This is a genomic window from Bradyrhizobium sp., assembly GCF_030646015.1.
Taxonomy (GTDB): Bacteria; Pseudomonadota; Alphaproteobacteria; order Rhizobiales; family Xanthobacteraceae; genus Bradyrhizobium.
In genome coordinates this window covers 1-13,518 of record NZ_JAUSLT010000013.1, presented here as the reverse complement: position 1 = coordinate 13,518, position 13,518 = coordinate 1, and the positions used below count along the sequence as shown (strand labels likewise).

Genomic DNA, 13,518 nt, shown 5'->3' with positions numbered 1-13,518 from the left:
TTCCGATGCTGTTGCTGATCGGCGCCGCGCTCGGCGGCTGCAGCGGCGGCGACTTCGGCCGCACCCGCGATGATGTGAAGAACGACGACATGCACCGCTGGCTCGGCGCCGAGGTGACCGGAAGCGTCGGCCTCAAGGCGTCGCAATTCCAGCTCACCGACGCCGAACGGCAGCTGCGCGATTATGCCTATCCCCTGATCGAGCCGCCGCATTCGCGCCCCGCCTGGAAGAGCGTGTTCGGCGATTACAAGGCGCTGCCTTCGCCGTGGCGGCAGACGGTCGTGTTCGACCGCACCGCCTATGGACGGTTGCTGATCGACGAACCGCATCGCTCGCACACCTCGCGCTACGCCGTCCTGATGGAGGACGTGCGCAACGACATCACCCGCTTCGAGCCGTTCTTCTCCGCCGCCGCGCGGGTGCTCGAACTCGACCGCAAGCGCAACGCCAGCCTCAAGCTGATTTCGGACCTGTCGCCGCGTGAGCGCGACGACGCGGTCGCGCGCATGGAAGAGAACGGGCTGATCGTGCAGTGGGTGCAGCAAAGCCTGGAGCGGCGGATTTCGTCGTACCGCTGGGCGCTGGAGCGGCTGGTGATCCAGGCGCCCGACTCTATCGCGGCCGACGTCGATCGCCTGATCGGCGAACTCGCGGCGCAAACCGCCAATCCGCCGGTCGCGGCGCGTCCGGTGATCGGACGCGCGGTCACGGTGAAGGGCTGAGCCCTAACCTGGTCTCGGCAAATCGCCCGCTGCCCATGCTTCGAGACGCTCGCGTCGCTCGCTCCTCAGCATGAGGGTTGTGGTGTTTCAACACGTGATACCTCATCCTGAGGAGCCGCGCGCCTTTCGCGCGGCGTCTCGAAGGATGGGCGGCAATGCCGATTGGTCGTTCCGATTCCTACGCCGCGTAATATCCGCCGTCGACCACCTGCGCGGCGCCTGTCATGAACGACGCCTTGTCGGAAAGCATCCAGACCACGGCCTCCGCGATCTCGTCGGGCACGCCCATGCGGTTCATCGGCACCTTCGCCATCACGGCATCGAGCCGCGTTTGCACCACTTCCTCGGTCATCGGGGTGGTGACGTAACCGGGATTGACGCAGTTCACGCGGATGCCGTCCTGCGCGTATTCGATCGCCGCGGTCTTGGTCAGTCCCACCACGCCGTGCTTGGCCGCCACATAATGCCCTGAGGTCGCAAGGCCGATCAGGCCGGCGATCGAGGCGGTGTTGACGATGGCGCCGCCGCCGCCCTGTGCCAGCATCTGCGCAATCTCGTGCTTCATGCAGAGGAAGACACCGGTGAGGTTGACCGCCAGCATGGCGTCGAACGAGGCCTGGCTGAGTTCGTGCAGGCGCTGGCGTCCCGGGCCGACGGATCCTCCCGCAACGCCCGCATTGTTGAACGCGCAATCGATCCGCCCATAGGCAGCCACCGTGCGCGCCACCATCGCGGCGACCTGGTCTTCCCTGGTCACGTCACCACCGATCGCAATCGCCTGGCCGCCGGCCGCGTTGATCAGGGCGACAGTTGCAGCCGCGCTCTCCTCGGTGCGGTCGGCCACCGCGACGCGCGCGCCTTCGCGCGCCATCGCCAGCGCGGTTGCCCGCCCGATGCCGGAGGCGCCACCGGTGACCAGCGCCACCTTGCGATCGAGGATGCCTGCCATGTCTTGTTTTCTCCTGTTTGTAAAAAGAGGGCTGATCGTTGCAGCGGCGCGAAGGGTTGTTGTCGGGGCTTGGGCCATTCACCCTACGATCCGCGCGCGCGCCTGGCAAAGAGGGGGCGACGCGGCCTTGCGGCTTCAGGTTCGGGTGTGCCTCTCGCCGTCCAACTCGCTTTGCCCAGCAAAGCAAGAAAACATCGACCGCCAGTCATTACCACCTGTGATTGAGTTATCTTGTTCTGCAATGCCATCGGGAGTGATGGCGGGCCGGGGAGGGTGAAGGTCAAATCTGGTATTTGTAATGCCAGTAAAATTGGGATAAGCACGGCCGCTCCTTGCCGGAAGGGGCTGTTCCCTTGCGATCCAGGGCCTGGCTGCTCCGTTCTACCGCTCCTGCGGATCCCGGACGGAAATGGCCGGCCTGGCTGGGGTCGGGACGTCACAGAAATTCGAGCAAAATCGGTGGAAGAGAGAGCATGGCGCGCAACATTCTGATCCTTGGAGCTTCCTATGGCTCCCTGCTGGGGACCAAGCTTTTGATGGCGGGTCACAACGTGACGCTGGTTTGCCGGAAGAAGACGGCCGAACTGATCAATCGCGACGGTACGGAAGTTCGCATCAAGCTGCGCGACGAGGCGGTGCACCGGGCGATTTTTTCGCGTGACCTGCCGGGCAAGCTGGACGCGACCGAACCCGGCAACGTCGACATCTCCCGTTACGACATGGTGGCGCTGGCCATGCAGGAGCCGCAATACGCCAACCACACGGTCCGCGTCCTGATGATCAAGATCGCAGCCGCGGGGCTGCCGTGCCTTTCCATCATGAACATGCCGCCCTTGCCCTATCTCAAGCGGATCCCGGCGCTGGCGGACATGGACCTGGAAGAGGCCTACACCAACGCCCAGGTGTGGGAACGCTTCAAGCCGGGACTGGTGACGCTCTGCTCGCCCGATCCGCAAGCCTTCCGTCCGCCGGAAGAGGCGGCGAACGTCCTTCATGTCGGCCTGCCGACCAACTTCAAGGCATCGATATTCGCGGATGAGCAACACAACAAGCTGCTGCGGGAGCTGGAAGCGGACATCGACGCGGTGACGCTGGATGGCCACGACGTTCCGGTGAAGCTCAAGGTGTTCGATTCGCTGTTCGTCCCGCTGGCCAAATGGTCGATGCTGCTGACCGGGAATTATCGCTGCATCACGCTGCATGAGCCGCAGTCGATCCGCGATGCCGTGCACGGCGACCTGAAACTCTCGCAGGCGATCTATGATCATGTCGACGCGGTCGCCCGGCGTCTGGGCGCCGACCCGCAGGATCAGGTGCCGTTCGGCAAATATGCCAAGGCGGCGGAAAGCCTGCTGAAGCCATCATCGGCGGCCCGGGCGGTCGCCAGCGGCGCGCCCTTCATCGAGCGCGTCGACCTGCTGGTGAAGCTGATCTCGCACCAGCTCGGCATGGCCAATGCCGAGATCGACCGCACGGTCGAGATCGTGGACCAGAAACTGAACGAGCGAATCGTGGCGGGCGGCTCCGGCTTGAACTGACGGGGCTCTATCGCAGCTTGGGAATAGCGCGTCTTCGGCCGGCGCCGCCTCTTGATGGCGGCGCGGATTGGCTGATGCGAGCCGGGGCGTCGTTTTCGCCACTCTCCTTCCAATCTGTCAGGCCAGAATGGATTTGACCAACTCTCGTTCCGCAAGAATGAAGTCGAAGAACGCCGCAATGCGCGGGACCCGTCGAAGGTCCGGGGGTGTCAACAGACGCCAACTCCGCGACAGTTCCGAAATGGGCCCGAGTACGCGCACGAGATCCTGTTCGGCGTCACCGAGCGACGCAGGAAGCGGCCCAAGGCCTATTCCCGACTTCACCGCATAGATCAGACCGAGGACGCTGTTGGTGCGTGCCGCCATCTTGGCGTCTGGCGCCACCTCCCGGAGCCAAACCGATGCGCGGTGCGTGCTCAGCGTTTCATCGAAGCCGACAAGTTGATGGTTCGGCAGATCACTCACCGTCGCGGGCCTGCCATGCTGCTCGATGTAACCCCGACTCGCATAAACAGCCCAGATCGAATCCGCGACCTTGCGGCCGACAAGTTCGTCGTCGGTATCGCCGGACCGGAAGGCAACATCGGCCTCGCCCTTCGACAAGTCGAGGTAGCGGTCGCTCGTTACGAATTCAATCCGAAGCTCGGGATGGCGGATCTGGAAGCGCTCGATGAGCGCGGATTTGGTCATGCGACCGATGATCGGCTCCGGGCAGGTCACCCGGATCACACCGGTCAGGTCGTGGGACTCATCGTTCACTCGCCGCCCGAAGTCGGTCACCGCCGCTTCGATACGCTCGGCGTGGGGCAATAGCTCCTCGCCGAATTTCGTCAGGCGATAGCCTGACGGGTGGCGCTTCACCAGGGGCTGCCCGATCGCGCGCTCCAGTTCACTCAAGCGCCTTTGTACCGTCGATTGACTTAGGCCCAGCGATTTCCCAGCGGCGATCGTGCTGCGGTGTCGGGCGACAGCCAGAAAATACTTCAGATCATTCCAGTCGAACATTGCGCGATTATGCACTTCTGCTGCGGGGTACCGCAATCCTGCGGCTTACGACGGCTGCACCGGCCGTCTAGCCTTCCGGAACCTTGATGAGACAACAATGGTCCGTTTGCCGCCTGTCGGCTGCGGACTTCCGGGAGATCGCGATGAAAAGTCCAGTACGGCCGCTGATTTTCGGGCTGGCTACGATGGCTGTCGTGTCGCTTGCATTGGCGCAGCCGGTCAGGGCCGAATGCTCGCAACCCGTCAGGCTTATTGTGTCATACCCGCCCGGATCGCCCGACGACGTGATCGCGCGAATTCTGGCGCAAAGGCTTTCCGAGGCTGGCGGCCGGTTTTATGTCGAGAATCTGCCCGGGGCCGGCGGGATGATTGGCACCGCGGCGGCCGCCAGAGCGTTGCCTGACGGCTGCACGATGGTGATCGTCAATCAGAACTTCGTCGTTCAGCCTGCGATCGGCGAGAAACTCACGTATGAGGTCCCTGACAGCTTTGTGCCGATCACGCTGTTGATAGCGGCGCCCGAAACGATTTCGGTCAATTCGTCGGTGGCCGCGACCACCATGAAAGAACTCGCCGCTCTGGTGAAGGCGAGCCCCGGCAAGTTTAACTACGCGTCGCCTGGTTATGGTTCTTCGCCATACCTGGCAAGCGAGCGGCTCTTCAAACAGACGCTCGGGCTCGACGTCGTGCACGTCCCGTTCCAGGGGGGACCTCCGGCCGTTGCCTCGACGGTTGCCGGCCATACCCAGATTCTGCATCTTACCCTTCCGATCGTCGCCCCGCTCGTGCGAGACGGGAAGCTCCGTATGCTGGCGGTTGCCGACAAAACGCGCGCCGCGGAATTTCCTGACGTTCCCACGCTGGAGCAGGCGGGCATACCGAACCACGAGGTCGGATTCTGGAACGGGATATTGGTCCCCAGGGGCACCCCCGACGACATCGTCGAACTCAGGCACCGGCAAGTCAGTCACATCATGGCGCTGCCGGAAGTGAGGGATCGGCTGCAAGCGCTTGGATACACGCCGATCAATGGCTCGAAGTCACAGTTCGCGGCGCATCTGCAGGCCGAGTTGAGCAAGTGGAAAGCAATTGTCCGCGAGGGCAGGACCAAACCTGAATGATCCGATCTGAAACCGATTCCGATCCGAAAAACCCACGACGAGTCGATCGGACGCCGCAAGACAGTTCGAAGGAGTGTGCCATGAATAGTGAATCTTCCGTCGACGCGGATATTGCCACGGCGGCGATGCGCGCGCAGTGGGATCAGATGGCCCAGGGCTGGAGCGATTCCGGCGCCGTCATTCGACCGTGGCTGGACAAGGCGACACAGGCCATGCTCGGAATGGCCGGAGTTGGAGCCGGTTCCCATGTGCTCGATGTGGCCGCCGGTGCCGGCGATCAGACCCTGGACATCGCTGAGCGGGTCGGTCCCCAGGGCCTCGTGCTGGCCACCGACCTCTCGCCGAAGATCCTTCAATTCGCAGCACAGCAGGCCGCCGCCGCGGGGTATCGCAACGTCGAGGTACGCGTTTCGGACGGACAGCAATTGCAGATCGAGGACTCGAGATTCGACGCGGTGGTCTGTCGGCTCGGACTGATGTTTTTCGGCGACCCGCTGCAGGGATTGCGCGAAATGGCGCGGGTGCTCAAACCGGGTGGCGGTGTTTGCACCATGGTGTTCGGAGCCCCGCAGGCCAATCCTTGTGTGACGACGCTGATGTCAACAGCTTTGAGGCACGCCGGCATGCCGCCGCGCGATCCCTTCCAGTCCGGCGGACTGCTCAGCCTCGGCAAACCCGGCCTGATCGATGACCTGTTCAAAGAGGCGGGATTCCGCGAGATCGCGACCACCAGGATTGCGGCGCCGTTCAGACTTCCGACGGTCAAGGACTACATGAAATTCGCCCGGACATCGGCCGGCCCGATCGTGCAGATATTGAAGAGCCTGGACGCAGCGAAAGCCGAAGCTGCGTGGTCTGATATGGAACAGGTTCTCAGCCGATATGAAACGCCGACCGGATGGGAAGGTCCGAATGAACTGTTATTGACGGCAGCAAGGAGGTTGTAGCCTCCGTGAGGGCCGGCGGTTGTTGACGCTCATGCCAAGGGCGACTAGGCGTGCCTATTCCTCATCCGCATCCGGCGTTTGCCGCAGCATGAAATGACCGAACGCCGAGGCGATCGGTTTGGCCGGGTCGTCCTGCCAGGCCTGCGCCTCGAAAGCGACGACGCGCCGGCCCTGCTTGACGATCGACACCTTGGCGTGGCTGTCGAGGGCGCGGCCGGAGCGCAGGTAATTGACCGTGAGGCCGATCGGTTTCGGCGACGACACGCCGAGTTCGCGCGCCACGCCGACGATGGCGGTGGTTTCGAGAAAGGCGCCGGTCATGCCGCCATGGATGGCGGGCAGGATCGGGTTGCCAATGATCTTTGGCGAGAACGGCATCACCAGCGTGCCATCGTCGCCGATGCGGATGCCGAGGCAGCGCGCGAACGGGCTGTTGGCGAACGGGCCTGCCGGATCCTCCGGCGCTTCCAGCACCGGCAGCGCGCGCTCCTCCATCGCCCGGTCCAGCATGTTGGTGCGGTTGGCGCCGACCATGAAGCAGGCCGTTGCGGTGGCGACGGGATCGTCTTCGGATTCCTGGTAGGCGGTCGCGCGCACGAAGGCGATCGAACGGGTGACGCGGTAGCACACCGAATGCGCTCTGATCTCAAGGCCCGGCGTCGCCGGCTTCTGGTAGTCGATCCGCAGGTCGAGCGTGGCAATCGCGCTGGCGCCATCGAGCGCGAGCTGGACGGCCATGCCGCAGCTCTCGTCGAGCATGGCGGTGACGACGCCGCCGTGCAGCACGCCCGTCGCGGTGTCGCCGACGAAGACCGGGCGGTAGGGCAGGCTCGACCAGGCTTCGCCGCGGGCGGCACGGTCGAGCCGCAGCCCGCTGATATGCCCATAGACGGAGCGGCTGCCTTTGATGGCTTCGGCCAGTTGGTCAAACGGCAGCGGTGTGATGACAGGTGCTTTGGACATGTCGGTGTTCTACGCCATATTGCGAAGGGAGCAAAAGGCGATGCTTTTCTCCCCTCCTCCCACGCGCTCTTGCGCGTGGTGGGGAGGGGTCGGGGGTGGGGGGTAGTGCGGCGCATACGGTCGGCAGCGAGTCCGCGCATTTCTCACAACGAATTTTCTGAAGCACCCCCCACCCCCGACCCCTCCCCACCGCTGCGTCCGCCTTCGCCAAGTGGCTTCGGCGGACACAGCGGGAGGAGGGGAGAAGAATTCAGCCCTTCGTCACATGCACGCCGGGCGTCCGTCCGGCGTTCCACTGCCCGCCGAGCGCCCGCTCGATCTGTGCCGCCAGCTGCAGCAGCAGGCCGTCATTGGCCTGCCTGGCCTGAGCCTGAATGCCGAGCGGCAATCCGTTCTCATGTTGCGCCAGCGGCAACGAGATCGCGGGTAGTCCGCTGAGATTGGCGAGCGGGGTGAAGGCGAAATTGCGCCATAGATTGCCGAACCAGTCGAGCACGGATGGATTGTCCGATATCGTCAGATATTCCGTTGTGCCGACCTTTGGTGTCGGCAGCGCGGTGATCGGCGTCAGGATAGTATCCCACTCCTCGAAGAACGCACCGAAACCGCGCGTGGTCGTGTTGAAGACCGCTTGCATGCGCGCGCGCTCGGCAAATGTCGTATGCCGGCCGGCTTCCCAGATCCGGATGTTGACCGGCTCGACCAGATCGGCCGGCGGCCGCTCCAGCCCGCGTGCCGCCAGCATGTTGCCGATCACGATGGCAAAGTTGCTGATGTAACAGGTAGTCTGGGCATCGAAGGCGGCGCGATAATCGATCGCGGGCAACGCGTATTCGACGTGATGGCCGAGGCCTTCGAGGAATTTTCCCGTTCGTTCGAGTTCGGCTGCGATCGCAGGCGTCGCGGAATAGTCGCCCCACTGATGCGACAACGCGATCCTGAGCCTGCCCGGATCGCGCTTGATCATATCGAGGTAAGGCTCCGGCGGGGTCCAGAACGGCATGAATTCGCCCGGCGCCGGACCACGGCACGCATCCACGAAGGCAGCGGTATCGCGTACCGAACGCGACTGGCAGCCCTGGATCGATACCAGCCCGGTCAAATCAGACATGTGCGGTGCCAGCGAGAACACGCCCCGCGAAACCTTGAGGCCGATGTTGCCGTTGACCCCGGCCGGAATGCGGATCGAGCCGCCGCCGTCGGTTGAATGCGCGATCGGCACGGCGCCCGCCGCGACCATGGCGGCGCTGCCGGCTGACGATCCGCAGGTCGTGTAATCGGTGTTCCACGGGTTGCGGGTCACGTAGACGGCGGGATTGTCGGCCGAACTGCAAACGCCGAATTCCGGCGTGGTCGTCCGCCCGATCAGGTTCAGTCCTGCCTCGCGCATCTTCGCGGCCAGGAACGTATCGGCGGTGGCGCGATTGCCGCGCATCAGCAGCGAGCCCATTTCCTGCAAGCGGCCCTTCATCGTCGGGCCCAGATCCTTCATCAGGAAAGGCAGGCCGGCAAAGGGTCCCGCCAGATTGGCGCCGTCTTTGGCGGGATCGGCAATCGCGTCCTCGAAGACCTCGACCACGCCCGACAGCGCCGGATCGACCTTGGCGATGCCTGCGGCCGCCTGACTTGCCAATTCCTTTGCCGTCAGCTCGCCCTTCCTGACGCGCGCCGCCAGCGCGACGCCGTCGTGCTGCGCCCATTCGTTCCAGCTCATCGGCAACGTCATGCGATTAATTTCCTCCGGTGCGGCGTCAACCTTAGTTTCGCAACCCGGCAAGTCAACAAATCGGGGGTGGCGTGTCGATGATGATGGCGTGGATGTACTGATGCTCGACAGGACTTCTCTGTGGCACCAGGCACGAGAGTTTTTGACGCAGATCAAACGACATCCGGAGCTTGGATGACACAAGGGTGAAAAAACAGGAAGCCGAGATGTCCGCAACCGAGATCGCGAATCTTCATTTCTCCGCGGCTATCGCCGAAGCGGAAGCTGCCGGGATGGGTCACGACAGCGTCTGCCGGTCGCTGCTTGGCCTCGTCGTATCCAAATATCTCGAAAGCAGGAGCGTCTCCGACGTCCAGTCGGAGCTTCGCTTCGTCGCCGACAATTGCGACCCCGGGACTGATTTCATGTTCATGCGCCCCTAGAAGCCTCGGAGGAGGATAGGGCGATCTCCGCGTCGGCGCCGTGGCGCAACTTCCCGGATCAGCGCTTCGCCCGCGGCGCCGGCGGTGGTGGCGCAGGCTTGGGCTCTTCCTGTTTCGCCGGTGTCGGCTCGGTCTGCACCTTGCAGCTGGAAGCCGCGAGCGAGGCCTGCGCCTGTATCATCAGGCCCGGCTCCGGCGCCAGCGCCTTCAGCACGATCAGCCCGGTCGCGGTCGGCGAGTCGATGATCAGCCGGTCGGCGGCGGTGATTTCCTCGTCCTCGGGCAGTTCGGCGTGCTGCGCCTCGGTCATCAGGTCGAGTTCGATCAGCCGGCGTCCGGCCGACCGGTCGTTGATGGCGTAATAGGCGACCTCGTTGCGGGTATAGAACGACACCGAGGTGTAGGCCTGGCTGACCGGGACCGTGAGCTTGATCGGGCCGCCCGACAGGTCGTAGCGGCAGATCGCGGTCGCGAAGGCGGGATCCATGAACGGCAGCGGTGCGTTGTTCGGATCCGCCGGCGGCAGTGCGGTCACCGTATTGAGCGTTGTCATCGGCGTGAGGCGTGAATAGGCGTCCTGGGTCGCGATCCGCGGCAATGCCAGCACGCTGACGAGATGCACCACGGCACCCAGCAGCACGCCCGCGATGATCGTGAACAGCAGGCGGATCATGGACAGCCCACCGTCGTAATCGAGGGCATCGGCGCATCGCGCTGCGTCCGCGTCGCCACGCCGACCGGCGTATCGTAAAGCCGCAGCATCAGCGCGTAACGCTCGATGCCCCCGGTGGGGAGCCAGTTTCCGGCGCGCGAGCGCGACGCCACCCGGATCTCGAAGGCGCCATCGGCGCCGCGAATGATTTCCTGGCTGGTGAAGCCGTAGCGCTGCAGCGAGTTCGCCACCAGATGTCCCTTGGTATTGTAGAGCGTCAGCGTCCAGAACCGTGCCGCAGGGGTGACGCCGCTGACCACCACGTCGCAGCGTCCGTCGAGCGGCTTGTTGCGGTCGTCCCTGGTCGCCGAGAAGGCGACGCCGTCGCCGGTGCCGACCGGCAGCTCGCCGCTGCGGGCGATCGAGGCGCGCGAATAGGGATCGACGTCGGCGGTGCCGGTCTTCGGCCGCGCGGTCCAGGCGCCGATCGTCAGGGTGCCGAGATCGGTGCCGCGCGTCGCCGTCATCCAGGTCGCGCCGAGGCCGATGACGGTCGCGAGAATCAACGCCAGCAGTGTGATGAAGACCAGCCGCACGGTCAGTTCTTGCGCGGCGGAGCTGTCGCCGCGGCTTCGCCCGGCGCTGCCGCGGCAAAACTGTCCGGGAATGCGATCGTGTTCGACGATACCGGCTTGCCGGGCTTGGCGGGGTCGCCAGGGGTGACTTTGCCTGCGGTCTTGCCGGCCTCGTCGAGCATCTTTTCCACGCGCACCAGAATGTCGGCGCCGCGCTTGGTGAGGATCGGCGGCGGTCCCGGCTTGGTGTCAATGATTTTCGGCGCGCCTGCGGCCATGGCGGCAGCGGCCTGCGCCGTCGGCGGCAGCTTCTGGCCCATGCCAATTCCCGGCACTTCCTTGACCTCGACGCCCTGGTGAGCGACCACCATGATCTCACGCCAGGTCTGCGCCGGCAGCGAGCCGCCGGTCATGCGGTTGGTCGGGGAATAGTCGTCATTGCCGTACCAGACCGCGCAGGTGAAGTTGCCGGTGAAGCCGACGAACCAGGCGTCGCGATAGGCGTTGGTGGTCCCGGTCTTGCCGGCTGTCGGAATGCCGTCGATGGCGGCGCGGCGTGCGGTGCCTTCGCTGACGACGTGGCTCATCATTTCCGACATGTCGGCGGCTACCGAGACGGGAATGGCCTGCACCTGCTTCTTGCCGTCGCGATCGAAGCGCCAGACCAGGTCGCCGGCGCCGGTGCGCACCTCCAGCACCGCATGCGGGATCGGCGCCTTGCCCTTGTTCGGGAAGGTCGCATAAGCCACCGCGTGTTCGAGCACATTGACTTCGTCGGAGCCGATCGGCATCGACGGCGTGTCGGGCAGGGGGGCCTTGATGCCGAATTTGCGCGCCACCTCGGTAATCTTGGCGCGCCCGGCCTTGGCTGGATTGGGTGACTTGCCGCCCAGGGCAATCGAGAGCTTCACCGGAATGACGTTGATCGAACGGGTGATCGCCTGGGTCAGCGTCATCGAGCCCGAATAACCGTGGCTGTAGTTCTGCGGACACCAGTTGCCGATGCAGACCGGGCCGTCGACCACGATCGAGGATGGCTTGTAGCCGTTCATCAGCGCGGTGGCGTAGACATAGGGCTTGAAGGACGAGCCGGGCTGGCGCATCGCGTCGACCGCGCGGTTGAACTGGCTCGCGCCATAGTCGCGTCCGCCGACCATCGCGCGCACGCCGCCGTCGAGATCGGCGACTGCGACGGCGGCCTGGGTCGCATGGTAATCGCGGCCGAACTGGCGCAACTGGTTTTCGACGGTTGCTTCGGCGGCGCGCTGAACCGTCATGTCGATCGCGGTGCGGACCACGAAGACGCGCTCGACATAGGATTTCGGAAAGGTGTCGACCAGCTTGCGCATCTCCTCGAACGCCCAGTCGAGATAGTAGTTCGGCGAATTCTCGTCGCGGCGATCGACCGCGATCGCCGGATTGCGCCGCGCGCCGAACACCTGGCCCTCGGTCATGAAGCCGGCATCGACCAGATTATCCAGCACCACGTTGGCGCGGGCGCGCGCGGCGGGCAGGTTGATGTGCGGCGCGTATTTGGTCGGGGCCTTGAACAGCCCGGCGAGCATGGCGGATTCCGCCAGATTGACGTCGCGCGCCGACTTGTTGAAGTAGAAATGCGCGGCGCCATCGACGCCGAAGGTGCCGCCGCCCATATAGGCGCGGTCGAGATAGAGCTTCAGAATTTCATTCTTGGTGAGACGGGTCTCGAGCCAGATCGCCAGGAAGGCTTCCTTGACCTTGCGCTCGATGGTGCGCTCGTTGTTGAGGAACAGGTTCTTCGCCAGCTGCTGGGTGATCGTCGAGCCGCCCTGCCGCACGCCGCCGGCCTGCGCGTTGGTGACGAGCGCGCGGCCGGTGCCGGCGATGTCGATGCCGAAATGATCGTAGAAGCGGCGGTCCTCGGTGGCCAGCGTCGCCTTGATCAGATTGTCCGGAAAATCCTCCAGCGGAATCGAATCATTGTGCTTGATGCCGCGGTTGCCGATCGGATTGCCATAGCGGTCGAGAAACGACACCGCGAGATCGGATTTCTTCAGCCAGTCGTCGTCGGCGGTTTCGCGAAAAGCCGGCACTGCCAGCGCCAGCATCAGCACCAGGCCGACAAGCCCGATGGTCGCGGCCTCTGACAGAGGTTCGATGAAGACCCAGCGTTTCCAGCGGCCGACATAGAAGCGGTCCATGAAGGTGGAGAACCGCTCATAGAGCTCGCGCAAGCCCTTGCCGGAGGAGAACAGCGTCGAGTCGATGCGCGCATCCAGATCCAGCATCCAGTGCCGGATCTTTTTCTTCCAGTGTGGTGGTACGATCTGGCGCACCGGAACCCCAAGTCAATTCGCAGCGCTTAAGGGCGCCCGGCCGGGCACCGTCGAGACGTCATGCGGGAATGTTGCGGCAAACCCAAGGCGCTTTTTGCGCCATCGGGGACTCGCTCCCTATCTAAACGAGCGGGGGCCATAAACCAATGGTCTGGCTCACGATTTTGAACAGCAGGGCTAACGCTGGCGGCGGCTTTGCGCGCTACCGGGCCTTACCGGGTACCCACGTCGCTCGAAAACGCTATAGAAGGGCCCAAGCCCACACCGGCCCCGTCAGGAAATCATGACCGCGCAGCCCAAGCCACCCTCGGGTCAAGAGGGATTCTTCTGGAAAACCAAGACGTTGGAAGAGATGTCCAGCGCCGAATGGGAAAGCCTGTGCGACGGCTGCGCACGCTGCTGCCTGGAAAAGCTCGAGGATGAGGATACCGGCAAGATCTACTTCACCCACGTCTCCTGCAAGCTGCTGGATGCCGGGCTGTGCGCCTGCAAGGACTATGCGAATCGCTCCGACCAGGTTCCGGACTGCGTCCGGCTCACGCCTGAAAACGTCCGCACCCTGAACTGGCTGCCGCCGAGCTGC

General features: G+C 64.2%; 13 protein-coding genes. 6 read left to right on the top strand and 7 right to left on the bottom strand.

Features of this window, described 5'->3' with window-relative positions:
* Window positions 1-5: 5 nt before the first annotated feature.
* The gene (locus tag Q7T45_RS01095; RefSeq protein ID WP_304866356.1) at window positions 6-722 is read left to right on the top strand and encodes a hypothetical protein; all 717 of its coding nucleotides are present in this window, start codon (window positions 6-8) and stop codon (window positions 720-722) included.
* A gap of 178 nt (window positions 723-900) precedes the next feature.
* Here the strand turns inward: Q7T45_RS01095 and Q7T45_RS01090 are convergent, their stop codons facing one another.
* On the bottom strand, window positions 901-1,671 hold the full coding sequence (locus tag Q7T45_RS01090; protein ID WP_304866306.1) for an SDR family NAD(P)-dependent oxidoreductase: 771 nt from the start codon (window positions 1,669-1,671) through the stop codon (window positions 901-903).
* A gap of 473 nt (window positions 1,672-2,144) precedes the next feature.
* Between Q7T45_RS01090 and Q7T45_RS01085 the strand changes: the two genes are divergently transcribed.
* Window positions 2,145-3,209, top strand: coding sequence for a ketopantoate reductase family protein (locus Q7T45_RS01085; protein ID WP_304866304.1), 1,065 nt, complete (start codon window positions 2,145-2,147; stop codon window positions 3,207-3,209).
* A gap of 117 nt (window positions 3,210-3,326) precedes the next feature.
* On the opposite strand, the gene Q7T45_RS01080 is transcribed toward Q7T45_RS01085, so the two are convergent.
* The gene (locus Q7T45_RS01080) at window positions 3,327-4,214 is read right to left on the bottom strand and encodes a LysR family transcriptional regulator (RefSeq protein WP_304866302.1); all 888 of its coding nucleotides are present in this window, start codon (window positions 4,212-4,214) and stop codon (window positions 3,327-3,329) included.
* Window positions 4,215-4,300: 86 nt separating this feature from the next.
* Here Q7T45_RS01080 and Q7T45_RS01075 point away from each other — a divergent pair, with 86 nt between their 5' ends.
* Together Q7T45_RS01075 and Q7T45_RS01070 are read left to right on the top strand one after the other, a co-directional pair.
* Entirely contained in the window at window positions 4,301-5,335 is a 1,035-nt protein-coding gene (locus Q7T45_RS01075; RefSeq protein ID WP_304866299.1) for a tripartite tricarboxylate transporter substrate binding protein, read from the top strand.
* Window positions 5,332-6,282: a class I SAM-dependent methyltransferase gene (locus Q7T45_RS01070; protein ID WP_304866296.1), complete on the top strand. Its 951-nt coding sequence runs from the start codon at window positions 5,332-5,334 to the stop codon at window positions 6,280-6,282. Before Q7T45_RS01075 ends, Q7T45_RS01070 begins: the two co-directional genes overlap by 4 nt.
* A gap of 54 nt (window positions 6,283-6,336) precedes the next feature.
* On the opposite strand, the gene Q7T45_RS01065 is transcribed toward Q7T45_RS01070, so the two are convergent.
* Together Q7T45_RS01065 and Q7T45_RS01060 are read right to left on the bottom strand one after the other, a co-directional pair.
* On the bottom strand, window positions 6,337-7,245 hold the full coding sequence (locus Q7T45_RS01065; protein ID WP_304866292.1) for a hotdog domain-containing protein: 909 nt from the start codon (window positions 7,243-7,245) through the stop codon (window positions 6,337-6,339).
* 250 nt (window positions 7,246-7,495) lie between these two features.
* Window positions 7,496-8,971, bottom strand: coding sequence for an amidase (locus tag Q7T45_RS01060; RefSeq protein ID WP_304866290.1), 1,476 nt, complete (start codon window positions 8,969-8,971; stop codon window positions 7,496-7,498).
* A gap of 206 nt (window positions 8,972-9,177) precedes the next feature.
* On the opposite strand from Q7T45_RS01060, the gene Q7T45_RS01055 reads away from it, so the two are divergent.
* On the top strand, window positions 9,178-9,393 hold the full coding sequence (locus tag Q7T45_RS01055) for a hypothetical protein (protein ID WP_304866288.1): 216 nt from the start codon (window positions 9,178-9,180) through the stop codon (window positions 9,391-9,393).
* Between the two features lie 58 nt (window positions 9,394-9,451).
* On the opposite strand, the gene Q7T45_RS01050 is transcribed toward Q7T45_RS01055, so the two are convergent.
* The 3 genes from Q7T45_RS01050 to Q7T45_RS01040 are packed head-to-tail and all read right to left on the bottom strand — an operon-like array spanning window position 9,452 to window position 12,935.
* The gene (locus Q7T45_RS01050; protein WP_304866286.1) at window positions 9,452-10,066 is read right to left on the bottom strand and encodes a DUF1254 domain-containing protein; all 615 of its coding nucleotides are present in this window, start codon (window positions 10,064-10,066) and stop codon (window positions 9,452-9,454) included.
* On the bottom strand, window positions 10,063-10,641 hold the full coding sequence (locus tag Q7T45_RS01045; RefSeq protein ID WP_304866284.1) for a DUF1214 domain-containing protein: 579 nt from the start codon (window positions 10,639-10,641) through the stop codon (window positions 10,063-10,065). The genes Q7T45_RS01050 and Q7T45_RS01045 overlap by 4 nt, the downstream gene beginning before the upstream one ends.
* A 2-nt stretch (window positions 10,642-10,643) precedes the next feature.
* Window positions 10,644-12,935, bottom strand: coding sequence for a transglycosylase domain-containing protein (locus tag Q7T45_RS01040; RefSeq protein WP_304866283.1), 2,292 nt, complete (start codon window positions 12,933-12,935; stop codon window positions 10,644-10,646).
* A gap of 283 nt (window positions 12,936-13,218) precedes the next feature.
* On the opposite strand from Q7T45_RS01040, the gene Q7T45_RS01035 reads away from it, so the two are divergent.
* On the top strand, window positions 13,219-13,518 hold a 300-nt coding region (locus Q7T45_RS01035), incomplete at its 3' end, for a YcgN family cysteine cluster protein (protein ID WP_304866280.1).